Genomic DNA, 22,107 nt, shown 5'->3' with positions numbered 1-22,107 from the left:
GCTGAAAAAGGGCGTGCATCATAACGCACTGGGCGGAAAAACCCCCGGCTTGTCGCTCAGCGGGCCTTGAGCTTGCGATCGATGGCGTCCATCAGCTGGCCGCCGATGTTGGTGCCGAACGCAGCGTCGATCTCGCGGATGCAGGTGGGGCTGGTGACGTTGATCTCGGTGAGGTTTTCACCGATCACGTCCAGGCCCACGAACAGCAGGCCCTTGGCGCGCAGGGTAGGGCCCACTTGCTCGGCGATCCAGCGGTCCTTGTCGCTCAGCGGGCGCGCTTCGCCACGGCCACCGGCGGCCAGGTTGCCACGGGTCTCGCCGGCGGCGGGGATGCGCGCCAGGCAGTAGGGCACCGGCTCGCCGTCGATCATCAGGATGCGCTTGTCGCCGTCCTTGATGGCCGGCAGGTAGCGCTGGGCCATGATCTGCTGGGTGCCGTTGGCGGTCAGGGTCTCGAGGATCACCGACAGGTTGGGGTCGCCCGGGCGGTGCCGGAAGATCGAGGTGCCACCCATGCCGTCCAGCGGCTTGAGGATGACGTCGCCGTGCTCGGCGGCGAACTCGCGCAGGATGTCGGCGCGGCGGCTGACCATGGTCGGCGGGGTCAGCTGCGGGAACAGCGTGGCGAACATTTTCTCGTTGCAGTCACGCAGCGATTGCGGCTTGTTCACCACCAGCACGCCGTCGTTCTCGGCCTGTTCCAGCAGGTAGGTGCTGTAGACGAACTCCAGGTCGAAGGGCGGGTCCTTGCGCATCAGGATCACGTCGAGGTCGGCCAGCGGCGCGTCCACTTCGGATTCGAACTCGAACCAGTGCTCGGGGTTGGCGAACACTTTCAGCGGGCGCATGCGCGCGCGGGCCTGGCCCTTGGCCTGGTAGAGGTCCTGGATTTCCATGTGGAACAGGGTCCAGCCGCGCTCCTGGGCAGCCAGCAGCATGGCCAGCGAGCTGTCCTTTTTGTAGGAGATTTCGGCGATGGGGTCCATGACAATGCCGAGGCGTACGCTCATGGGAAGCTCCTTTGGGCGGCTTGGGCCGCCGTGGACAGGTCTTGAAAAGTGGCGTCAGGGTGGCGCCGACGGGCCGCCGGGTCAAGGGGGCGCTTGATGGAATGCACCGAGCGAGTGTGCTAAAAAGGCTTGTTGATGTGGGAGCCGGTTCCCGGCCAGTTTTTCAGCCTTCCAAAGCAGACCCTTATGGAACAGCACCCCGCAGCGCTCAAGGTCATGGTCATCGACGACTCCAAGACGATTCGTCGCACCGCCCAGATGCTGCTCGAAAATGTCGGCTGCGAGGTCATCACGGCCACCGACGGCTTCGATGCATTGGCCAAGATCGCCGACAATCATCCGCGTATCATCTTTGTCGATATCATGATGCCGCGCCTGGACGGTTACCAGACCTGTGCGCTGATCAAGAACAACAGCGCGTTCAAGGCCACCCCGGTGATCATGCTGTCGTCGCGCGACGGCCTGTTCGACAAGGCCCGCGGGCGCATCGTGGGCTCCGACCAGTTCCTGACCAAGCCCTTCAGCAAGGAAGAACTGCTGGGCGCCATCAGGGCGCACGTACCGGGCTTCGCCGCCGCGCACTAATCAATGAAATGGGGAACACCATGGCTCGTATTCTGATCGTCGACGACTCGCCGACCGAAATGTACAAACTGACCAGCATGCTCGAGAAGCACGGTCATGAAGTGCTCAAGGCCGAGAACGGCGCCGATGGCGTGGCCCTGGCCCGCCAGGAAAAGCCCGATGCGGTGCTGATGGACATTGTCATGCCTGGCCTCAACGGCTTCCAGGCCACCCGCCAGTTGCACAAGGACGCCGAAACCGCGCACATCAAGGTGATCATCATCACCACCAAGGACCAGGAGACCGACAAGGTCTGGGGCACCCGCCAGGGCGCCAAGGACTACCTGACCAAGCCGGTGGAAGAAGAAACCCTGATCAAGACCCTGAACGCCGTGCTGGCGGGCTGATAGCCGGCCATGGCGCAGACCGCCTTCGAACTGTTGCTGGACATCGACCAGCGCTGCCGGCAGCTGGCGGCGCAGCTGCCGTCCCAGGAAAACCACCTGCAGACCTGGAGCGGCATCGGCTTCCGCCTGGGCAGCCACTGGTACGTGGCGCCCATGGGCGAGGTGGCCGAAGTGCTGCACGAGCCGCGCCTGAGCCGCGTGCCGGGGGTGAAGCCCTGGCTGCTGGGCGTGGCCAACGTGCGCGGGCGGCTGTTGCCGGTGCTGGACCTGAGCGGCCTGCTGGGCCACGAGCCCCTGGCCGTGCACAAGCACCGGCGGGTGCTGGTGATCGACCGTGACGAATGGATTGCCGGGTTGCTGGTGGACGAAGTGGGCGGCCTGCAGCATTTTCCGCTGCACAGCCTCGACCTGTCGGTGGCCGGCGACCTGCCGGCGGGCATGGCGGCCTTCGTGCAGGGCCACTTCCAGCGCGACCAGCTGTGGCACGTGTTCAGCCCGTTCGCGCTGGCCCACCTGCCCGGGTTCATGAACGTGGCTCTTTGATATGCTCCCAGTACAGGCGGGGGCCTGACCATGACCAAGGCAAACACCACTGGCAAACCGGCACAGCGCTCGCGCAGCAGCGCGCAGATCGCGGGGCTGTTCGTCGCCCTAATCGTCTCGATCATGCTGCTGTTCGCCAACTTCGCCTACCTCAACACCCAGTCCAACTACGACAAGCAGTACATCGGCAACGCCGGCGAACTGCGGGTGCTGTCGCAGAACATCGCCAAGAACGCCACCGAAGCCGCGTCCGGCAAGCCCCAGGCGTTCAAGCTGTTGGCCGAGGCGCGCAACGACTTCGATCGCCGCTGGAGCCTGCTCAAGTCCGGCGACACCAGCACCGGCCTGCCGCCGGCGCCGGCCGCCGTGCACCAGGACATGCGCCTGGTGCAGCGCGACTGGGAAAACCTGCGCAAGAACACCGACGCCATCCTCGCCAGCGAGCAGACGGTGCTGTCGCTGCACCAAGTGGCCGCCACCCTCGGCGAGACGGTGCCGCAGTTGCAGGTGGAATACGAAAAGGTGGTGGAAATCCTCCTGCAGCGCGGCGCTCCCGCCAGCCAGGTGGCCGTGGCCCAGCGCCAGTCGCTGCTGGCCGAGCGTATCCTGGGCTCGGTGAACACCGTGCTCTCGGGTGACGAGACGGCGGCGGCGGCTGCCGAGTCCTTCGGCCGCGACGCCAACCGCTTCGGCCAGGTGCTGCGCGGCATGCTCGATGGCGACCCGAGCATCCAGATCAGCCAGGTGCAGGACCGCGACGCCCGCGCACGGCTCAAGGAAATTGCCGAGCTGTTCGAATTCGTCTCCGGCTCCGTGGACGAAATCCTCGAGACCTCGCCGCAGCTGTTCCAGGTCCGCGAGGCCTCCACCACCATCTTCGGCCTGTCCCAGACCCTGCTGGACGAGGCCTCGCACCTGGCCATCAGCTTCGAGAACCTGGCCGGCAGCCGCACCCTGGATACCGTCGGTGGCTACGTGCTGGGCCTGCTGGCCCTGGGCTCGATCATCCTCATCGGCCTGGTGATGGTGCGCGAGACCAACCGCCAGCTTCGCGAAACCGCGCTGAAGAACGAACGCAACCAGGCGGCGATCATGCGCCTGCTGGACGAGATCGAGGACCTGGCCGACGGCGACCTGACCGTGACCGCCTCGGTGACCGAGGACTTCACCGGCACCATCGCCGACTCCATCAATTATTCCATCGACCAGCTGCGCGACCTGGTGGCCACCATCAACCTCACCGCCGAGGAAGTCGCCGCCGCCGTGCAGGACACCCAGGCCAGCGCCCGCCAGCTGGCGCGCGCCTCGGAGATGCAGGCGCAACAGATCAGCGAGGCGTCCATGGCCATCAGCGACATGGCCGAGTCCATCGACCGGGTGTCCACCAACGCCTGGGAGTCAGCCAAGGTGGCCGAGCGTTCGGTGACCATCGCCAGCAAGGGCAGCGAGGTGGTGCACAACACCATCCGCGGCATGGACAATATTCGCGAGCAGATCCAGGATACGTCCAAGCGCATCAAGCGCCTGGGTGAGTCTTCCCAGGAAATCGGTGACATTGTCAGCCTGATCGACGACATCGCCGACCAGACCAACATCCTCGCCCTGAACGCTGCCATCCAGGCGTCCATGGCCGGCGAGGCCGGGCGCGGCTTTGCCGTGGTGGCGGACGAGGTGCAGCGCCTGGCCGAGCGCTCATCGTCGGCCACCCGCCAGATCGAGATGCTGGTGCGCGCCATCCAGGCCGACACCAACGAAGCCGTCATCTCCATGGAGCAGACTACCTTCGAGGTGGTGCGCGGTGCGCGCCTGGCCCACGACGCCGGGGTGGCCCTGGAGGAGATCGAAGGCGTGTCCGAGGACCTGGCGGCGTTGATCCAGACCATTTCCGCCGCCGCGCAGCAGCAGACCAGCTCGGCCGGGCAGATTTCCCATACCATGTCGGTAATCCAGCAGATCACCGAGCAGACCTCGTCCGGCACCACCACCACCGCCGAGAGCATCGGCAACCTGGCCCACATGGCCAGCGAGATGCGCCGCTCGGTGTCGGGTTTTACCTTGCCCAAGGCCAGGGAGCCGGGCTGAGTTGAGGCACCACCAGGGGATGCGCCATGGCTGACCGCCACGATTACGTAGCGCTGGAGTGGGTCCGCGGCGAAATCGCCGAGACCCTCGCACAGGCCCGCGCGGCCCTGGAAACCTTTATCGCCGAACCCCATGCCGGCGAGGCCATGGGCCGTTGCCTGGGCTACCTGCACCAGGTGCACGGCAGCCTGCAGATGGTCGAGTTCTACGGCGCGGCGCTGTTTGCCGAGGAAATCGAACACCTGGGCCGGGCCCTGGCCCACGGCCGCGTCACCCAGCAGGCCGAAGCCGTGAAATGGCTGCTGCTGGCCTTCACCCAATTACCTCTTTACCTGGACCAGGTGCACCTGGCCCGGCGCGACCTGCCTCTGGTGGTATTGCCCTTGATCAATGATTTGCGCGGCGCACGTGGTGCGGCGCCGTTGGCGGAAAACAGCCTGTTCGGCGTTGACCTGCCCACCCCCGAAGCCCTGGACGTGAACCAGCTGGCCCAACTCGACAGCCCGGAGTGGCCCGAATGGCTGCGCAAGCTGCGCCAGAGCCTGCAGCAGGCGCTGGTGGGCTTGGTGCGCGAGCCGGAAGTGGCCCTGCACCTGGGGCAGATGGCGCGGGTGTTCGACCGCCTGGAAAACCTGTGCCACGGCGCGCCGCTCAGCCCCCTGTGGCAGGTGGCGGCGGCGCTGGTGGAGGGTTTGCAGCACGGCAGCGTGCTGCCCAGCCCGGCGCTGAACAGCCTGTTCAAGGAGTGCGACCGCGAGCTCAAGCGCCTGCTGGAAGAGGGCGTGGTCGGCATCAACCAGGCCGCGCCGGCGCAACTCCTCAAGGGCCTGCTGTTCTACGTGGCCACCGCCCGCGGCCAGTCGCCGCGCCTGCAGTTGCTGCGCGAGGCCTATGAGCTGGGCGAGCCGCCGCTGCCTGGGCGCTCCCTGGCCCAGGAGCAGGCGCAACTGGTGGTGCCCGACCCCGACGCCTTGCGTTCGGTGGTCAGCGCCCTGTGCGAGGAGCTGGTGCGGGTCAAGGAACAGCTCGACCACTTCGTGCGTGGCGACCGCCAGCAGGTCTCGGCGCTGGATGGCCTGGTGCCGTCGCTGCGCCAGGTCACCGACACCCTGGCGGTGCTGGGCTTCGGCCAGCCGCGCAAGGTCATCCTCGACCAGATGGCGGTGATCCACGGCCTGGCCCAGGGCCTGCGCGAGCCCAGCGATTCGGTGCTGATGGACGTGGCCGGGGCGCTGCTGTACGTGGAATCGACCCTGGTGGGCATGGTCGGCCCTGACGAGCCAAGCCGCGCCGACGACAGCCACCTGCCCAGCACCGACCTGACCCAGATCCACCAACTGGTGATCAAGGAAGCGCGCTTCGGCCTGCAGCAGGCCAAGGACATGATCAGCGAATACCTGGAATCGGGCCGCGACCGCGAGCGCCTGCAACCCCTGCCGGCGTTGCTCACCCAGGTGCGCGGCGCCCTGGCGATGATCCCGCTGGTGCGCGCCGCAGCGCTGCTGGAGACCTGCAACGATTACATCAAGGCGCACCTGCTGGCCGACCCGCAGCAGCCCGGTGCCCGGCAGATGGACAACCTGGCCGATGCCCTGAGCGCCATCGAGTATTACCTGGAGCGCCTGAGCAACGACCCCCAGGCGCCAGGCGAGCGTGTGCTCGACGTGGCCGAGGAGGGCCTGGCCGCGCTGGGCTACCTGCCCACGGCGCTGGACGTGCCGGTGCTGGAAGAAGTGCTGAGCCCCGCCGAGGCCCTGGTGCTGCGCGACCTGCAGCCGCTGGCCAGCCCCCAGGTGGCGCAGTCCCTGGCCCAGGTGCTGGCCAGCCCCGTGCCCACGTTCAACCCGCCGGCGCAGTCGGCCCCCGGCAGCCTGCTGCCACCGCCTGCCGACGAGCCACCGGTGGACGATGAGCTGCGCGAAGTGTTTCTGGAAGAGACCGACGAGGTCTTGCAGGTGCTGCGCGAATACTTGCCGCGCTGGGCCGCCGACCACGCTGACCGCCGCGCGCTGGCCGAACTGCGCCGGGCCTTCCATACGCTCAAGGGCAGCGGCCGCATGGTCCGCGCGCTGGTGCTGGGCGAGCTGGCCTGGGCCTGCGAGAACCTGCTCAACCGCGTGCTGGACGACAGCGTGCGCGACACGGCCCAGGTGCAACAATTGCTTGAACAGGCCCAGGCGCTGCTGCCACGCCTGGCGGCCGACTTCGCCAGCCACCGCCAGCGCCAGTGCGACGAGGTCGACCTGCTGGCGGGCCAGGCCCATGCCCTGGCCGGTGCCAAGGCCGATGAAGCCGAGTTGGACCCGCAGCTGCTGGACATCTTCCGCAGCGAAGCCCTGGGCCACCTGGCCACCGTCGAGCGTTTCCTCGCCGTTGCCGGCGGCCAGCCGCTGGCCGTGGACGACCCCCTGCAACGCGCCCTGCACACCCTTAAAGGCAGCGCCTACATGGCTGGCGTGCTGCCCATGGCCGAGCTGGCCACGCCGCTCGATGCCCTGACCCGCGAATACAAGGCACACCAGCTGGACCTGGACGCGCTGGAACTGGACCTGCTCGGCCGCGCCGTAAGCTGTTGGCACGCCGGGCTGGCCCAGCTGGCCAGCACGCCGCTGGCGGCAATCCCCGGTGCCGCGGCGCTGGCCGCCGAGGCCAGCGCGCACCTGGAACAGCGCCTGGCCCCCCTGGGCGATGCGCCCCAGGCGCGGCGCGATCCGCAGGCCACCCAGGCGTTCCTGGGCCAGGCCATGGACATTCTCTACGACACCGAGACCCTGCTGCGCCGCTGGCGCCAGCAGCCCAACGACCGCAACGAGCTGGAGCGCCTGCTGGACGAGCTGACGCGCCTGGGCGAGGGCGCGCAGTGGGCCGACCTGCCCGACGTGGACGAGCTGTGCGAAGCGCTGCTGGACCTGTACGGCGCGGCCGAGGAAAGCAGCGTCAACGTCAACGCGGCGTTCTTCGACGAAGCCGAGCGCGCCCATGACGGCCTGATCGACATGCTCGACCAGGTGGCCGCCGGCCAGGCCGTGACGCCCCAGCCCGAGCGCATCCGCGCACTGCACGCGCTGGTGGAGCAGGGCCTGGCCCCCGGCGCCATGGGACGCGTGGGCGCCGACGGCATCACGGAACTGCCGGCGCATGCCAGCCATGCCGATGACAGCGTGCTGGCGTTCTTCCTCGACGAAGGCGCCGACCTGCTCGAGAGCGCCGACCAGGCCCTGCAGCGCTGGCTGGCCGACCCCGACAACCTGGCGCCGCTGACCTCGCTGCAAGGCGACCTGCACACCCTCAAGGGCGCGGCGCGCATGGCCGACGTGGCAGCCATCGACGAGCTGGCGCAGCAACTGGAATTGCACTACGAGGCCCTCGGCAAGCGCCGCCTGGCCTTCAGCGAAGCCCAGGCGACGCTGCTGCTGGACAGCCACGAACAGCTGGCGGCCATGCTCGAGCAGCTGCGCCGTGGCCAGGCTGCCAGCAGCGCCGAAGACCTGGTGCAGGCCCTGGCCGCAAGCCGCCACGCTGCCGTGCCCGAGCCAGAGGAGAGTAGCCAGCCTGCGGCCGGCGCGGGTGATAACGAACTGCTGGAAGTGTTCCTCGAAGAAGGCTTCGACATCGTCGAAAGCTCCGGCGCCGCCTTGCAGCGCTGGCAGGCCGAGCCGCGCAACACGCTGGAAATCGAGAACCTGCTGCGTGACCTGCACACCCTCAAGGGCGGCGCGCGCATGGTCGAGATCGCGCCCATCGGCGACCTGGCCCACGAGCTGGAATTCCTCTACGAAAACCTCTCCGCCGGCGTATTGGCGCCCAGCCCGCCGCTGTTCAGCCTGCTGCAGAACGGCCACGACCGCCTGGGCAACATGCTCGACGCCCTGCGCCGGCACCAGCCGGTCAACGCCGACCCGACGCTGATCGCCGCCATCCGCGGTTTCGTCAGCCCGGTGCCGGCCACGCCGCAGCCCGAGCGCGCGGTGCTGCTGCCCGAGCCGCCCGCGGCATTGCAGGAACGTGCACCGGGCGACATGGTCAAGGTAGCCGCCGAGCTGCTTGAAGACCTGGGCAACCTGGCTGGCGAGACCTCGATTTTCCGCGGCCGCATCGAACAGCAGGTCAACGACGCGCAGGTGGCCCTGGGTGAAATGGAAACCACCATCGAGCGCATGCGTGAGCAGCTGCGCCGCCTGGACACCGAGACCCAGGGGCGCATCCTCAGCAGGCAGCACGCCGACAGCGAGCGCCAGGGCTACGAAGACTTCGACCCGCTGGAGATGGACCGCCATTCGCAGCTGCAGCAGCTGTCGCGGGCGCTGTTCGAATCGGCCTCCGACCTGCTCGACCTGCAGGAAACCCTGGCCGCCCGCAATCAGGACGCGCACAAGCTGCTGCAGTTGCAGGCGCGGGTGAACACCGAGCTGCAGGAAGGCCTGATGCGCACGCGCATGGTGCCGTTCGAACGCATGCTGCCACGCCTGCAGCGGCTGGTGCGGCAGGTGGCGGGCGAGCTGGGCAAGGAGGTCGAGTTCGACGTCGGCAACGCCGAGGGCGAGATGGACCGCAGCGTGCTGGAACGCATGCTGGCGCCGCTGGAACATATGCTGCGCAACGCCGTCGACCATGGCCTGGAACCGGCCGAGGTGCGCCTGGCCAAGGGCAAGCCGGCACGCGGGCGCATCAGCCTGAACCTGCTGCACGAGGGCGGCGACATCGTCATCGAACTCAGCGACGACGGCGCCGGCGTGCCGCTGGACGCGGTGCGGGCCAAGGCCGTCAAGCGCGGGCTGATCAGCGCCGACAGCGACATCAGCGACCATGAGGTGCTGCAGTTCATTCTCGAGCCGGGGTTCTCCACGGCGGCCAAGGTCACGCAGATTTCCGGGCGCGGCCTGGGCATGGACGTGGTGCACGAGGAGGTCAAGCAGCTGGGCGGCTCGATGATCATCGATTCGCGGGCGGGGCAGGGCGCGCGGTTCCAGATTCGCCTGCCGTTCAGCGTGTCGGTGAACCGCGCGCTGATGGTGCAGTGCGCCGAGGAGGTCTACGCGCTGCCGCTCAATGGCCTGGAAGGCATCGTGCGGGTGATGCCTGCCGAGCTTGAAGAGTATTACCACCTGGACCCGCCGCGCTATCACTATGGCGGCCAGAGCTACGACCTGCGCTACCTGGGCGACCTGCTGTACAACACGCCGCGGCCCAACCTGCTGGGCCAGACCGCACCGTTGCCGGTGCTGCTGATCCATGGCCACGACCACCAGATGGCCGTGCAGGTGGATGCCCTGGCCGGTTCCCGGGAAATCGTGGTGAAGAACCTGGGGCCGCAGTTCGCGGCGGTGCAGGGCCTGTCCGGCGCCACCATCCTGGGCGACGGGCGCGTGGTGCTGATTCTCGACCTGCTGGCCCAGGTGCGCGCCGCGCATGCGCGCCAGTCGCAGGCGCAACCGGCCAGCGTGCAGCCGCCGCTGCCGGTGGCGGAGCCCGCCAGCAGCCGGCCACCGCTGGTGATGGTGGTGGACGACTCGGTCACCGTACGCAAGGTCACCAGCCGCCTGCTGGAGCGCCACGGCATGACCGTGCTGACGGCCAAGGACGGCGTCGATGCCATGGCCCTGCTGCAGGAACACGTGCCTGACGTGCTGCTGCTGGACATCGAGATGCCGCGCATGGACGGCTTCGAGGTGGCCACGCAGATCCGCCATGACCCGCGCCTGAAAGACCTGCCGATCATCATGATTACTTCGCGCACCGGCCAGAAGCACCGCGAACGGGCCATGGCCATTGGCGTCAACGACTACCTGGGCAAGCCGTACCAGGAATCGGTACTGCTCGACAGCATCGCCCAATGGAGCCGCAGCCATGCTTGACCGTGCCATCGGCCGCCGCACCACCCTCACCGCGCTGCTGCTGCCGCTGGCGGACCGCACCCTGGTGCTGCCCAACGTGGCGGTGGCCGAGCTGATTGGCTACCAGTTCGGCCAGCCGGCCCCCGACCGCCCGGCCTGGCACCTGGGGCACATCACCTGGCGCAACCAGGTGCTGCCGCTGGTGAGCTTCGAAGCCGCCTGCGGCGCGGTGCCGGTGGTGGGCCCGCAGGCGCGCATCGTGGTGCTCAACGCGGTGGGTGGCAGCCCGCTGCGCTTCATCGGCCTGCTGGTGCAGGGCGTGCCGCGTTCGTGCCGATTGGACAGCCAGCTGAGCTACGTCGACGTGCCGCTGGCGCCCCTGGAAGTGGCGGCGGTGCAGGTCGGCGAACAAGTCGCCAAGGTGCCCGACCTGGTAGGCATCGAACGCCTGTTGGATGCCGCCGCCCTGTGACTTGTGGGAGCTGGCTTGCCAGCGAGCTTTTCGGGGCCACCAAAAACTCGCTGGCAAGCCAGCTCCCACAATCATTACCCCCAAGGTAATGATTCCACCCGCTGCTTGATTGATACCCCCGCCCCGCGCGCCTAAGGTCTACCCACGACATCCCCGCCGTGGAGGCCCCATGACAATCACAAACACCCCCGAGCCACAGTGGTCGCGACGGCGCAGCGAAAAGCAGCGGCGCCTGGCGCAGGTAAGCGCCCTGGCCGACGGCGTGGTGCTGCCCACCGATGGCATCGTCGCCGCGCTGGAAGCGCTGCTGATGCCCGGCGACCGGGTGGTGCTGGAAGGCAACAACCAGAAGCAGGCGGACTTTCTCTCGCGCTCCCTGGCCCAGGCCGACCCCGGCAAGCTGCATGACCTGCACATGATCATGCCCAGCGTCGGCCGCCCCGAGCACCTGGACCTGTTCGAAAAGGGCATCGCCCGCAAGCTCGACTTCTCCTTCGCCGGCACCCAGAGCCTGCGCATCAGCCAGCTGCTGGAAGACGGCCTGCTGGAAATCGGCGCCATCCACACCTACATCGAACTGTACTCGCGGCTGGTGGTGGACCTGATCCCCAACGTGGTGCTCTCGGCCGGCTTCATGGCCGACCGCCAAGGCAACATCTACACCGGCGCCAGCACCGAGGACAGCCCGGCGCTGATCGAGCCGGCGGCCTTCAGCGACGGCATCGTCATCGTCCAGGTCAACCAGCTGGTGGACGATGTCAGCGACCTGCCGCGCGTGGACATCCCGGCCAGCTGGGTCGATTTCGTGGTGGTGGCCGACCGGCCGTTCTACATCGAGCCGCTGTTCACCCGCGACCCCCGGCACATCAAGCCGGTGCACGTGCTGATGGCGATGATGGCGATCCGCGGCATCTACGAAAAACACAACGTGCAGTCGCTGAACCACGGCATCGGCTTCAACACTGCCGCCATCGAGCTGATCCTGCCCACCTACGGCGAGTCCCTGGGCCTGAAGGGCAAGATCTGCCGCAACTGGACCCTCAACCCGCACCCCACGCTGATCCCGGCCATCGAAAGCGGTTGGGTGCAGAGCGTGCACTGCTTCGGCACCGAGCTGGGCATGGAGAACTACATCGCCGCCCGGCCAGACGTGTTCTTCACCGGCCGCGACGGCTCCATGCGCTCCAACCGCATGTTCTGCCAGCTGGCCGGCCAGTACGCCGTGGACCTGTTCATCGGCGCGACCCTGCAGGTGGACGGCGACGGCCATTCCTCCACGGTCACCCGCGGGCGCCTGGCCGGCTTCGGCGGCGCGCCGAACATGGGCCACGACCCCCGCGGGCGCCGCCACGGCACGCCGGCGTGGCTGGACATGCGCCGTCCTGGCGCCGATGCCAACGCCACCTTGCTGGAGCGCGGGCAGAAGCTGGTGGTGCAGATGGTCGAGACGTTCCAGGAGGGCGGCAAACCGACCTTTGTCGAGACCCTGGACGCGGTGGACGTGGCGAAGAAGACCGGTATGGCCCTGGCGCCGATCATGATCTACGGCGACGACGTCACCCACCTGCTTACCGAAGAGGGCATCGCCTACCTGTACAAGGCGCGCTCGCTGGAAGAGCGCCAGGCGATGATCGCTGCCGTGGCCGGGGTTACCGCCATCGGCCTGCGCCACAACCCGGCCGACACCGCGCGCATGCGCCGCGAAGGGCTGATCGCGCTGCCCGAGGATCTGGGCATCCGCCGCACCGACGCCACCCGTGAATGGTTGGCGGCCAAGAGCATCGCCGACCTGGTGGAGTGGTCCGGCGGCCTCTACAACCCCCCTGCGAAATTCAGGAGCTGGTGATGCATGCGCTCATAGCTCAACCGAACGTACTGACCCTGGCCGAGCGGCTGGCCGACCTCGCGGTGGACGCGCTGATCGACGAAGCCGACCTGTCGCCCAAGCCTGCCTTGGTGGACCGGCGTGGCAGCGGCGCCCATGACGACCTGCACCTGGGCCTGATGCACGCCTCGGCGCTGGCCCTGTGGCCGGCGTTCCAGGCCATGGCCGGGGCGGCGCTGTTGGCTGGCCGCGTCGACCTGCCCCTGCGCGAAGCCCTGGGGCAGCACGGCCGCGAGGGCGAGGCCGACATGCTGCGCACCACGGCAGGGGTCAATACCCACCGCGGCGCCATCTGGGCCCTGGGCCTGCTGGTGGCTGCGGCCGCACTGGCGCCCGACGACCTGGCGCCGGCCGCCGTGGCCGAGCGCGCCGGCGCCCTGGCGCGCCTGCCGGACCGCCTGGCGCCGCAACCCCTGAGCCACGGCCGAGTGGTGCAGCAGCGCTATGGCGCCGGCGGTGCCCGCGCCGAAGCCCAGGCCGGGTTCCCCACGGTCATCCAGCACGGCCTGCCGCAGTTGCGCGCCAGCCGCCTGGCCGGGCATGGCGAGCAGCACGCGCGCTTGGACGCGCTGCTGGCAATCATGGCCACCCTGGCCGACACCTGCGTGCTGTACCGCGCCGGCCCCGAGGGCCTTGCGGCCATGCAGCAAGGCGCGCAAGCCGTGCTGGCGGCCGGTGGCAGTGCCACCCTGGCGGGCCGCCGGCGCCTGCATGCACTGGACCAGCAACTGCTGGCCCTCAACGCCTCGCCCGGTGGCGCCGCCGACCTGCTGGCCGCCTGCCTGTTCATCGATCGCCTGGAACGTGGCGAGCATTCACGGAGCCTTGCCTGATGGAAACCCTGAACTTCGAATTCCCCGCCGGGCAACCGGCCCGTGGCCGCGCCCTGGTGGGCTGCGTAGGCTCGGGCGACCTGGAAGTGCTGCTGGAGCCGGGCACCGCCGGCACCCTGGCGATCCAGGTGGTGACCTCGGTCAACGGCGCCGCGCAGCGCTGGGAACACCTGTTCGCCCGGCTGTTCAGCGGCCAGGCGCTGCCGGCCCTGCGCATCGACATCAATGATTTCGGCGCCACCCCGGGGGTGGTCCGCCTGCGCCTGGAACAGGCCTTGGAGGAGATCGGCCATGACTGACACCACGCGCCTGCTGCAACAGCACAGCTTCATCGAACTCGGCGCCCGCCAGCGGGCCAGGGCCTTGCTGGACGAGGGTAGCTTCCACGAGCTGATCGACCCCTTCCAGCGCGTCATGTCGCCCTGGCTGGCGCGCCAGGGCGTGGTGCCCCAGGCCGACGACGGTGCGGTCATCGCCAAGGGCACGGTCAACGGCCGCCCGGTGGTGCTGGCCGCCATCGAAGGCGCGTTCCAGGGCGGCAGCCTGGGCGAGGTGAGCGGCGCCAAGATCGCCGGGGCGCTGGAACTGGCCGCGGCCGACAACCGCAAGGGCATTCCCACGGCTGCCATCCTGCTGCTGGAAACCGGTGGCGTGCGCCTGCAGGAAGCCAACCTGGGCCTGGCGGCGATTGCCGATATCCATGCCGCCATTGTCGACCTACGCCAGTACCAGCCGGTGATCGGCGTGATTGCCGGCAGCGTCGGCTGCTTCGGCGGCATGTCCATCGCCGCCGGGCTGTGCAGCCATTTGATCGTGACGCGCGAGGCGCGCCTGGGGCTCAACGGCCCGCAGGTGATCGAGCAGGAAGCCGGCATCGGCGAATACGATTCGCGCGACCGGCCCTTTATCTGGAGCCTGTGCGGTGGCGAGAAGCGCTTCGACCAGGGGCTGGCGGATGCCTACGTGCGTGACGACGTGGCGCAGATCCAGGCCAGCGTGGTCGATTGCCTGGCCCAAGGCGTGCCGGCGCAGTTGCGTAGCCAGCAGCACGAGCACTTCCTGCAACAGCTGGCGGCGGTCGAGCGCCTGCCCGCCAGCCAACCACTGCCGGCCTCCACCCGTGGCGCCAGCTGGTTTGCTGCCCTTGCGGCCAACACCCGTTCGGTCGCCGGCCTGCCGGACTCTGTCCTGGCCGCCGACAGTGACAGCGCCCGCTTCATCGCGGTGGTCGCCGACCCCGAGAACCCGTTCCCCCGCGCCCGCCAGGGTGAAGTTGGCCTGCTGGAGGGCTGGGGGCTGGCCAAGGCGGTGGACGAGGTGATCAGCGCCGACCGCGATGCGCCGCGCAAGCGTGCGCTGGTCGCCATCGTCGATGTGCCCAGCCAGGCCTACGGTCGCCGCGAGGAAGAGCTGGGCATTCACCAGGCCCTGGCGGGTGCGGCCGACGCCTACGCCCGTGCACGCCTGGCGGGCCACCCGGTGGTGGCGCTGCTGGTGGGCAAGGCCATGTCCGGCGCGTTCCTGGCCCACGGCTACCAGGCCAACCGGCTCATCGCGTTGCGTGACCCGGGCGTGCAGGTGCATGCCATGGGCAAGGCCTCGGCGGCGCGGGTAACCCAGCGCAGTGTCGAGGCGCTGGAAGCCCTGGCCGCCAGCGTGCCGCCCATGGCCTACGACATCGACAGCTACGCCAGCCTGGGGCTGCTGTGGGAAACCCTGTCGGTGGCGCAGATAGAGCAACCCACGGCCGACGACGTGAGCCGCGTGCAAGCCTGCCTGGCCCAGGCGTTGGCGGATATCGGCGCGGATGACCGCGACCTTGCCGGCCGCCTGGGGGCGCCGAACCGGGCCGCTTCGGCGCGGGTGCGCCAGCTGCTGCGCGAGCAATGGCAGTGATCCGCCCCCACGACCTGCTGTGGGGCCTGACGCCGGCCATGCTGCCGGCTGATGCCCCGGCCTGGGCTGCCTCGGCGCTGGCCGACGGGCAGCCGGTGGTGGTGCGTCGCGCCAGCGTGGCAGCCGGGCAGGTGGCGGTGGGCGTACGCGGCATCAGTCGTGACCAGCGCTACGCCACCACCATGCCCCTGGCGGCAGTCAGTAGCCAGGTCAGCCCGGAAGCCTTGACCCATTGCGTGGGCCAGCGCGACTGGCCGGCCCTGCAGGCGCTGTACCGGCTGCGCCCCCGGCTGGATGCCTGCGGCCTGGTATGGGGCGTGAGCGGCAGCGCCGGGTTCGAGCTGGCCAGCGGTTGCGCTGCGCTGCACGAAGGTAGCGACCTGGACCTGATTCTGCGCACGCCGCAGGCCCTGTCGCGGGGCGCGGCGCGACGATTGTTGAGCGTGCTGGAACCGGCCGTAGACCTGCAATTGCAGACTCCTGCCGGTGCGGTGGCCTTGCGCGAATGGGCCGGCAGCAGCCACAAGGTGCTGCTCAAGGCCGCCGACGGCGCGCGGCTGGTCTGTGATCCCTGGAGCCTGGCCTCGTGAGCACCCTGCTGGCGTTTCCCGGCCAGGGTGCGCAGCAGCCCGGCATGTTGCATGGCCTGCCGGATCACGCCGTGATCAAGGCCTGCCTCGACGAGGCCAGCGCGGCGTTGGGCGAGGACGTACTCGGCCTCGACACTGCCCAGGCCTTGGCCCACACCCGCGCCGTGCAGCTGTGCCTGCTGGTGGCAGGCGTGGCCAGCACGCGGCTGTTGCTGCAGGACGGCCCGCTGCCCGACTACGTGGCGGGCTTGTCCATCGGTGCCTATCCGGCCGCCGTGGTCGCCGGTGCCCTGGACTTTGCCGACGCCGTGCGCCTGGTGGCCCTGCGCGGCGAGTTGATGCAGGCCGCTTATCCCCGGGGCTATGGCATGACCGCCATCGTCGGCCTGGAGCTGGCGCGGGTCGAACAGTTGCTGGCCGAGGCCGAAGGCCCGGTGTACCTGGCCAATATCAACGCCGACAACCAACTGGTGATCGCCGGCAGCGACGCGGCGATGGCCGCCGTGGCTGCCCGGGCCCGGGCCGAGGGCGCCGGGCTGGCCAGGCCGCTGGCCGTTAGCGTGCCGTCGCACTGCCCGCTGCTGGCAGAACCGGCGCAGCAGCTGGCGGCGGCGTTCGCCCAGGTCAAGTTGCAGGCGCCGCGCATCCGCTACCTCAGCAGCACCAGCGCCCGGCCGATCGTGCAGGCCGAGCGGCTGCGCGATGACCTGGCCTTCAACCTGTGCCGTGTCGTCGACTGGCGCGCGCTGGCCCGCACCGCCTTCGAGCGCGGCGTGCGCCTGCACATCGAAATGCCGCCGGGCACCGTGCTCACCGGCCTCAGCCGCCGCGCGTTCAGCGAGGGCACCCTGGTTGCCTGGCAAGGCACCCGCCTGGATACCTTGCAGGCATTGATGCAGGAGGACGCCCGGCGCCCCCAATAATCTGCAACCGCCCGACAAAAACAACAATCGAGGACAACGACAATGATTATCTACGGTGTGGCATTGCTGGCTATCTGTACCCTGGCCGGGGTTATCACGGGCGACCTGCTCGGGGTGCTGCTGGGGGTCAAATCCAACGTGGGCGGGGTGGGGATCGCCATGATCCTGCTGATCTGCGCGCGCCTGTACATGGCCCGGCGCGGCGGCCTGAGCAAGGACTGCGAGATGGGCGTGGGCTTCTGGGGCGCGCTGTACATACCGGTGGTGGTGGCCATGGCCGCCCAGCAGAACGTGGTGACCGCCCTGCACGGCGGCCCGGTGGCGGTGATCGCGGCCATCGGCTCGGTGCTGATCTGCGGCTCGACCATCGCCCTGATCAGCCGCACCCACAAGGGCGAGCCGCTGCCGCCCGAAGTGCCTGAAGCGGTTGAACCGGTAGGGGCGCACTGACATGTGGAACCTCATCGAACATGCCCTGGAAAACAACGGCCTGGTCACCGCGTTCGCTTTCGTCGGCGTGGTGATGTGGGTCTCGGTGCAGCTGTCGCGGCGCCTGACCTTCGGCCGTGTGCACGGCTCGGCGTTTGCCATCGTCATCGGCCTGGTGCTGGCGTGGGTGGGCGGCACCCTGACCGGCGGGCAGAAGGGCCTGGCCGACCTGTCGCTGTTCTCCGGCATCGGCCTGATGGGTGGCGCCATGCTGCGCGACTTTGCCATCGTCGCCACCGCCTTCGAGGTGCAGGCCACCGAGGCGCGCAAGGCCGGCTTCATCGGCGCCTTCTCGTTGCTGCTGGGGACCTTGCTGCCGTTCATTTTCGGCTGCTGCGTGGCCTGGGCCTTCGGCTACCGCGACGCGGTGAGCATGACCACCATCGGCGCCGGCGCGGTGACCTACATCGTCGGCCCGGTGACCGGTGCGGCCATTGGCGCCAGTTCGGACGTGGTGGCGCTGTCGATTGCCACGGGGCTGATCAAGGCGATCCTGGTGATGGTCGGCACGCCCCTGGCGGCGCGCTGGATGGGCCTCGACAACCCGCGTTCGGCGATGGTCTTCGGCGGGCTGGCGGGTACGGTCAGTGGGGTTACTGCAGGGCTGGCTGCCACCGACCGGCGGCTGGTGCCCTATGGCGCGCTGACGGCCACGTTCCACACCGGGCTGGGCTGCCTGCTGGGCCCCTCGGTGCTGTACCTGGCGGTGCGCGCCATCGTTGGGGGATGAGGGTTACGGGGTGCTCAGGCGGTTGGTGTACATCCGGCATTCTGCCAGCAGCGCCAGCAGGTTGGGATCGCGCTCCTTGGCGCGCAGGAACACCACGCCAATATGCTGCTGCAGGTGGTACCGCGCCTGCAGCGGCACCAGGCGCACGCGGTTCTCGTACACCGCGGCCACGCGCCCCGGCAGCAGGGCGTAGCCCACGCCGGAGCTGACCATGCTCAGCAGGGTGAAGATGTCGTTCACCTGCATCGCCACCTTGGGCTCGAAGCCGGCCTGGCGGAACACCCGGGCGCCGTCCTGGTGGGTGGCAAAGCCCTGGGTCAGGGTGATGAAGGTGTCCTCGCGCAGCTCCGCCAGGTCCACCTCGCTGCGCCCGGCGAAGGGCGAGTCGGCCGGGGTGGCGAGGAAAATGTCGTCGGCGAACAGCGGCAGCTGCTCGCAGTCCGGGTCGCTGACGGTCTCGTCCAGGGACACCAGGATGGCGTCCGCTTCCATGTTCTTGAGCTTGTACAGCAGGTCGGTGTTGGAGCCCAGGATCAGGTCGATGTTCAGCTCGCTGCGCCGCAGCTTCAGGCCCATGATCAGCTGCGGCACGGTCTTCACCGTCAGCGAGTACAGCGAACCCAGGCGGAAACGCTCGGCCGAGAAACCTGCCGCCTCGCGGGTCAGGCGCACGGCGCCGACCACGTCCTGCACCAGTTTCTGTGCGTGCTCTTCCAGCACATAGGCACTTTCCAGCGGCGTCAGGTTGCGCCCCTCGTGCTTGAACAGCGGGCAGCGCAGGGCGCTTTCCAGCGAATGAATGGCGCGGTGCACGCTGACGTTGCTGGTATTGAGCTCAGCCGCCGCGCGCCCCAGGTTGCCGGTGCGCATGAAGGCCAGGAAGATTTCCAGCTTCTTCAACGTCAACTCTTCATCAATCAACATCACACTGGCTCTGTTAGGGTAGGGGGCGATTGCATACCAATCGAGACCAAGGAGAAACGACTGCATGTATCACGGCGAACGATTCAACGCCTGGACACACCTGGTCGGTGCGGTGCTGGCGTCCATTGGTGCTGTCTGGATGCTGGTGCTGGCAAGTTTCCAGGGCGACGTGTGGAAGATCGTCAGCATGGCGATCTACGGTGTGACCCTGGTGATTCTTTACAGCGCCTCGACGGTTTACCACAGCGTGCGGGGGCGCGCGAAGGTGATCATGCAAAAGGTCGATCATTTTTCGATCTACCTGCTGATCGCCGGCAGCTACACGCCGTTCTGCCTGGTGACGTTGCGCGGGCCCTGGGGCTGGACCCTGTTCGGCATTGTCTGGGGGCTGGCGGTGATCGGCATGTTGCAAGAGATCAAGCCGCGCTCGGAGGCGCGGGTGCTGTCCATTGTCATCTACGCGGTGATGGGCTGGATCGTGCTGGTAGCAGTCAAACCGCTGCTGGCGACGCTGGGCACCGCCGGGTTCGCCTGGCTGGCGACCGGCGGCGTGTTGTACACCGTGGGCATCATCTTCTTTGCCTACGACCAGCGTTTCCGCCACTGGCACGGCATCTGGCACCTGTTCGTGATTGCCGGCAGCCTGCTGCACTTCGTGGCGGTGTTCTTCTACGTCCTCTAGAAGTCGCCCCACAGCTGCTGCGCCACGGCCAGCGCCACCACTGGCGCGGTCTCGGTACGCAGCACCCGCGGGCCCAGGCGTGCCGAGTGGAAGCCGGCGGCCTGGGCCTGGCCAACCTCGGCGTCGGACAGGCCGCCCTCGGGGCCGATCAGGAACGCCAGGCTGGCAGGCCGGGCGTGGCTCACCAGCGGCTCGGCCACCGGGTGCAGCACCAGCTTGAGCTCGGCGTCGCAGGCCTTGAGCCATTCGCTCATCAGCACCGGTGCATGAATCACCGGCACGGTGGAGCGCCCGCATTGCTCGCAGGCGCTGACGGCGATCTGCTGCCAGTGGGCCTGGCGCTTTTCGGCGCGTTCGTCCTTGAGGCGCACTTCGCAGCGCTCGCTGATGATCGGGGTGATCTCGCTGACGCCCAGTTCGGTGGCTTTCTGGATGGCCCAGTCCATGCGCTCGCCACGGGACAGGCCCTGGCCCAGGTGAATCCTGAGGCTGGATTCAGGCTGGCCGGCGAAGGCTTCGTCGAGTTGCACGCGCACGCGCTTCTTGCCCACTTCCAGCAGGGCGCCACGGTATTCCTGGCCCGAGCCGTCGAACAGCTGCACGGCATCGCCTTCGGCCATGCGCAGCACGCGGCCGATGTAGTGGGCCTGGGCCTCGGGCAGTTCGTGCTCGCCCAGGCTCAGGGGGGCATCAATGTAAAAACGGGAGAGTCTCATGTTCAGTCTCGGTAGCCGTAGCAGCTGCCGCAGGCTGCGTCCGGGCGCACTATTGTGTTGCCTGCGGACGCAGCCTTCGGCAGCTGCTACGAAGTCGTGTGGTTAGCCCGGGTCGCGGAAGTCGGGGTGGAAGTCGCTCGGCACGGCCACGCTGACGCTGGTGCGGGTGGCGATGTCGATGCCTTCGCTGGCCACCTCGGCCAGGAAGTCGATCTGCTCCGGGGTGATGATGTACGGCGGCAGGAAATACACCACGCTGCCCAGCGGGCGCAGCAGCGCGCCACGGGTCAGGGCGTGGTTGAACACCTGCAGGCCGCGGCGTTCCTGCCACGGGTAGGCGGTCTTGGTGGCCTTGTCCTGGACCATCTCGATGGCCAGCACCATGCCGGTCTGGCGCACTTCCGAGACGTGGGCGTGGTCGGCCAGGTGCGCGGTGGCGCTGGCCATGCGCGCGGCCAGGGCCTTGTTGTTCTCCACCACGTTGTCCTGTTCGAAGATGTCCAGGGTCGCCAGGGCCGCCGCGCACGCCAGCGGGTTGCCGGTGTAGCTGTGCGAGTGCAGGAAGGCGCGCAGGGTCGGGTAGTCGTCGTAGAAGGCGCTGTACACGTCGTCGGTGGTCAGGCACGCGGCCAGCGGCAGGTAGCCGCCGGTGAGCGCCTTGGACAGGCATAGGAAGTCCGGGCGGATGCCGGCCTGCTCGCAGGCGAACATGGTGCCGGTGCGGCCGAAGCCCACGGCGATCTCGTCGTGGATCAGGTGCACGTTGTAGCGGTCGCAGGCCTCGCGCAGCAGCTTGAGGTACACCGGGTGGTACATGCGCATGCCGCCGGCGCCCTGGATCAGCGGCTCGACGATGACGGCGGCGACGCTGTCGTGGTTTTCGGCCAGGGTCTGTTCCATGGCCAGGAACATGTTGCGCGAGTGCTCTTCCCAGCTCATGCCCTCGGGGCGCAGGTAGCAGTCGGGACTCGGTACCTTGATGGTATCCAGCAGCAGCGCCTTGTAGGTTTCGGTGAACAGCGGCACGTCGCCCACGGCCATGGCGGCGATGGTTTCGCCGTGGTAGCTGTTGGTCAGGGTGACGAAGCGCTTCTTGTTCGGCTGGCCGCGGTTGACCCAGTAGTGGAAGCTCATTTTCAGCGCCACTTCGATGCAGGACGAGCCGTTATCGGCGTAGAACACCCGGTTCAGGCCCTCGGGCGTCATCTTCACCAGGCGCTCGGACAGCTCGATCACCGGCTGGTGGCTGAAGCCGGCAAGGATGACGTGCTCCAGCTGGTCCACCTGGTCCTTGATGCGCTGGTTGATGCGCGGGTTGGCGTGGCCGAAGACGTTCACCCACCACGAGCTGACCGCGTCCAGGTAGCGCTGGCCTTCGAAGTCTTCCAGCCAGATGCCTTCACCGCGCTTGATCGGAATCAGCGGCAGTTGTTCGTGGTCTTTCATTTGGGTGCAGGGGTGCCACAGGACCGCGAGGTCGCGTTGCATCCACTGATTGTTGAGGCCCATTTTCTCTCTCCTGGCAGC

The 22,107-nt window shown here is 68.3% G+C and carries 19 protein-coding genes and 1 pseudogene; 16 read left to right on the top strand and 4 right to left on the bottom strand.

Annotated features, from left to right (window positions below; translation table 11 throughout):
- Window positions 1–56: 56 nt before the first annotated feature.
- Complete coding sequence (gshB, locus tag RAM80_RS15400; RefSeq protein WP_416427338.1) at window positions 57–1,010, bottom strand: glutathione synthase; 954 nt, start codon at window positions 1,008–1,010, stop codon at window positions 57–59.
- A gap of 186 nt (window positions 1,011–1,196) precedes the next feature.
- Between gshB and pilG the strand changes: the two genes are divergently transcribed.
- From pilG to madM, 15 genes and pseudogenes are all read left to right on the top strand, one after another.
- The gene (gene pilG, locus RAM80_RS15395) at window positions 1,197–1,595 is read left to right on the top strand and encodes a twitching motility response regulator PilG (protein ID WP_416427337.1); all 399 of its coding nucleotides are present in this window, start codon (window positions 1,197–1,199) and stop codon (window positions 1,593–1,595) included.
- Window positions 1,596–1,615: 20 nt separating this feature from the next.
- A complete protein-coding gene (gene pilH, locus RAM80_RS15390; protein WP_416427336.1) occupies window positions 1,616–1,981 on the top strand; it encodes a twitching motility response regulator PilH in 366 nt (121 codons plus the stop codon).
- A gap of 9 nt (window positions 1,982–1,990) precedes the next feature.
- On the top strand, window positions 1,991–2,524 hold the full coding sequence (locus RAM80_RS15385) for a chemotaxis protein CheW (protein WP_416427335.1): 534 nt from the start codon (window positions 1,991–1,993) through the stop codon (window positions 2,522–2,524).
- Window positions 2,525–2,554: 30 nt separating this feature from the next.
- A complete protein-coding gene (locus tag RAM80_RS15380; protein WP_416427334.1) occupies window positions 2,555–4,606 on the top strand; it encodes a methyl-accepting chemotaxis protein in 2,052 nt (683 codons plus the stop codon).
- 26 nt (window positions 4,607–4,632) lie between these two features.
- The gene (locus RAM80_RS15375) at window positions 4,633–10,461 is read left to right on the top strand and encodes an Hpt domain-containing protein (RefSeq protein WP_416427332.1); all 5,829 of its coding nucleotides are present in this window, start codon (window positions 4,633–4,635) and stop codon (window positions 10,459–10,461) included.
- Window positions 10,454–10,912, top strand: coding sequence for a chemotaxis protein CheW (locus RAM80_RS15370; RefSeq protein ID WP_416427331.1), 459 nt, complete (start codon window positions 10,454–10,456; stop codon window positions 10,910–10,912). Before RAM80_RS15375 ends, RAM80_RS15370 begins: the two co-directional genes overlap by 8 nt.
- A 169-nt stretch (window positions 10,913–11,081) precedes the next feature.
- The gene (gene mdcA, locus RAM80_RS15365) at window positions 11,082–12,758 is read left to right on the top strand and encodes a malonate decarboxylase subunit alpha (RefSeq protein ID WP_416427330.1); all 1,677 of its coding nucleotides are present in this window, start codon (window positions 11,082–11,084) and stop codon (window positions 12,756–12,758) included.
- Complete coding sequence (locus RAM80_RS15360) at window positions 12,758–13,630, top strand: triphosphoribosyl-dephospho-CoA synthase (protein WP_416427329.1); 873 nt, start codon at window positions 12,758–12,760, stop codon at window positions 13,628–13,630. The genes mdcA and RAM80_RS15360 overlap by 1 nt, the downstream gene beginning before the upstream one ends.
- Entirely contained in the window at window positions 13,630–13,929 is a 300-nt protein-coding gene (locus tag RAM80_RS15355; protein ID WP_416427328.1) for a malonate decarboxylase subunit delta, read from the top strand. Before RAM80_RS15360 ends, RAM80_RS15355 begins: the two co-directional genes overlap by 1 nt.
- Window positions 13,922–14,734: pseudogene (locus RAM80_RS15350) on the top strand (biotin-independent malonate decarboxylase subunit beta); the annotation flags it as partial. The gene RAM80_RS15355 and the pseudogene RAM80_RS15350, both read left to right, overlap by 8 nt.
- Complete coding sequence (gene mdcE, locus RAM80_RS15345) at window positions 14,735–15,526, top strand: biotin-independent malonate decarboxylase subunit gamma (protein ID WP_416427488.1); 792 nt, start codon at window positions 14,735–14,737, stop codon at window positions 15,524–15,526.
- On the top strand, window positions 15,517–16,116 hold the full coding sequence (locus RAM80_RS15340; RefSeq protein WP_416427327.1) for a malonate decarboxylase holo-ACP synthase: 600 nt from the start codon (window positions 15,517–15,519) through the stop codon (window positions 16,114–16,116). The genes mdcE and RAM80_RS15340 overlap by 10 nt, the downstream gene beginning before the upstream one ends.
- Window positions 16,113–17,039, top strand: a complete 927-nt coding sequence (mdcH, locus tag RAM80_RS15335; RefSeq protein ID WP_416427326.1) for a malonate decarboxylase subunit epsilon — start codon at window positions 16,113–16,115, stop codon at window positions 17,037–17,039. The genes RAM80_RS15340 and mdcH overlap by 4 nt, the downstream gene beginning before the upstream one ends.
- Window positions 17,040–17,081: 42 nt before the next feature.
- Window positions 17,082–17,489 (top strand): malonate transporter subunit MadL, encoded by a 408-nt coding sequence (madL, locus tag RAM80_RS15330; protein ID WP_416427325.1) that lies wholly within the window; start codon window positions 17,082–17,084, stop codon window positions 17,487–17,489.
- A gap of 1 nt (window position 17,490) precedes the next feature.
- The gene (madM, locus tag RAM80_RS15325; protein WP_416427323.1) at window positions 17,491–18,258 is read left to right on the top strand and encodes a malonate transporter subunit MadM; all 768 of its coding nucleotides are present in this window, start codon (window positions 17,491–17,493) and stop codon (window positions 18,256–18,258) included.
- A 3-nt stretch (window positions 18,259–18,261) separates the two neighbouring features.
- Here the strand turns inward: madM and RAM80_RS15320 are convergent, their stop codons facing one another.
- Entirely contained in the window at window positions 18,262–19,182 is a 921-nt protein-coding gene (locus RAM80_RS15320; protein WP_416427322.1) for a LysR substrate-binding domain-containing protein, read from the bottom strand.
- Between the two features lie 64 nt (window positions 19,183–19,246).
- Between RAM80_RS15320 and trhA the strand changes: the two genes are divergently transcribed.
- Complete coding sequence (gene trhA, locus RAM80_RS15315) at window positions 19,247–19,864, top strand: PAQR family membrane homeostasis protein TrhA (RefSeq protein WP_416427321.1); 618 nt, start codon at window positions 19,247–19,249, stop codon at window positions 19,862–19,864.
- On the opposite strand, the gene RAM80_RS15310 is transcribed toward trhA, so the two are convergent.
- Together RAM80_RS15310 and RAM80_RS15305 are read right to left on the bottom strand one after the other, a co-directional pair.
- Window positions 19,861–20,580 carry a 16S rRNA (uracil(1498)-N(3))-methyltransferase gene (locus tag RAM80_RS15310; protein WP_416427319.1) on the bottom strand — a complete coding sequence of 240 codons (720 nt, stop codon included), beginning with the start codon at window positions 20,578–20,580 and terminating at the stop codon, window positions 19,861–19,863. The genes trhA and RAM80_RS15310 overlap by 4 nt on opposite strands.
- A 102-nt stretch (window positions 20,581–20,682) precedes the next feature.
- The gene (locus tag RAM80_RS15305; protein ID WP_416427318.1) at window positions 20,683–22,089 is read right to left on the bottom strand and encodes an adenosylmethionine--8-amino-7-oxononanoate transaminase; all 1,407 of its coding nucleotides are present in this window, start codon (window positions 22,087–22,089) and stop codon (window positions 20,683–20,685) included.
- Window positions 22,090–22,107 lie beyond the last annotated feature (18 nt).

This window comes from Pseudomonas sp. App30, from assembly GCF_047947025.1.
Lineage (GTDB): Bacteria > Pseudomonadota > Gammaproteobacteria > Pseudomonadales > Pseudomonadaceae > Aquipseudomonas.
This window is presented reverse-complemented; position numbering and strand designations above follow the sequence as displayed.

Coding starts and splice junctions, on each gene's coding strand:
- RAM80_RS15320 (WP_416427322.1), bottom strand. CDS start 19,182: ATGTTGATTGATGAAGAGTTGACGTTGAAGAAGCTGGAAATCTTCCTG.
- RAM80_RS15360 (WP_416427329.1), top strand. CDS start 12,758: ATGCATGCGCTCATAGCTCAACCGAACGTACTGACCCTGGCCGAGCGG.
- RAM80_RS15385 (WP_416427335.1), top strand. CDS start 1,991: ATGGCGCAGACCGCCTTCGAACTGTTGCTGGACATCGACCAGCGCTGC.
- RAM80_RS15370 (WP_416427331.1), top strand. CDS start 10,454: ATGCTTGACCGTGCCATCGGCCGCCGCACCACCCTCACCGCGCTGCTG.
- mdcA (WP_416427330.1), top strand. CDS start 11,082: ATGACAATCACAAACACCCCCGAGCCACAGTGGTCGCGACGGCGCAGC.
- RAM80_RS15310 (WP_416427319.1), bottom strand. CDS start 20,580: ATGAGACTCTCCCGTTTTTACATTGATGCCCCCCTGAGCCTGGGCGAG.
- RAM80_RS15375 (WP_416427332.1), top strand. CDS start 4,633: ATGGCTGACCGCCACGATTACGTAGCGCTGGAGTGGGTCCGCGGCGAA.
- madM (WP_416427323.1), top strand. CDS start 17,491: ATGTGGAACCTCATCGAACATGCCCTGGAAAACAACGGCCTGGTCACC.
- RAM80_RS15305 (WP_416427318.1), bottom strand. CDS start 22,089: ATGGGCCTCAACAATCAGTGGATGCAACGCGACCTCGCGGTCCTGTGG.
- trhA (WP_416427321.1), top strand. CDS start 19,247: ATGTATCACGGCGAACGATTCAACGCCTGGACACACCTGGTCGGTGCG.
- pilG (WP_416427337.1), top strand. CDS start 1,197: ATGGAACAGCACCCCGCAGCGCTCAAGGTCATGGTCATCGACGACTCC.
- RAM80_RS15340 (WP_416427327.1), top strand. CDS start 15,517: ATGGCAGTGATCCGCCCCCACGACCTGCTGTGGGGCCTGACGCCGGCC.
- RAM80_RS15380 (WP_416427334.1), top strand. CDS start 2,555: ATGACCAAGGCAAACACCACTGGCAAACCGGCACAGCGCTCGCGCAGC.
- gshB (WP_416427338.1), bottom strand. CDS start 1,010: ATGAGCGTACGCCTCGGCATTGTCATGGACCCCATCGCCGAAATCTCC.
- madL (WP_416427325.1), top strand. CDS start 17,082: ATGATTATCTACGGTGTGGCATTGCTGGCTATCTGTACCCTGGCCGGG.
- RAM80_RS15355 (WP_416427328.1), top strand. CDS start 13,630: ATGGAAACCCTGAACTTCGAATTCCCCGCCGGGCAACCGGCCCGTGGC.
- pilH (WP_416427336.1), top strand. CDS start 1,616: ATGGCTCGTATTCTGATCGTCGACGACTCGCCGACCGAAATGTACAAA.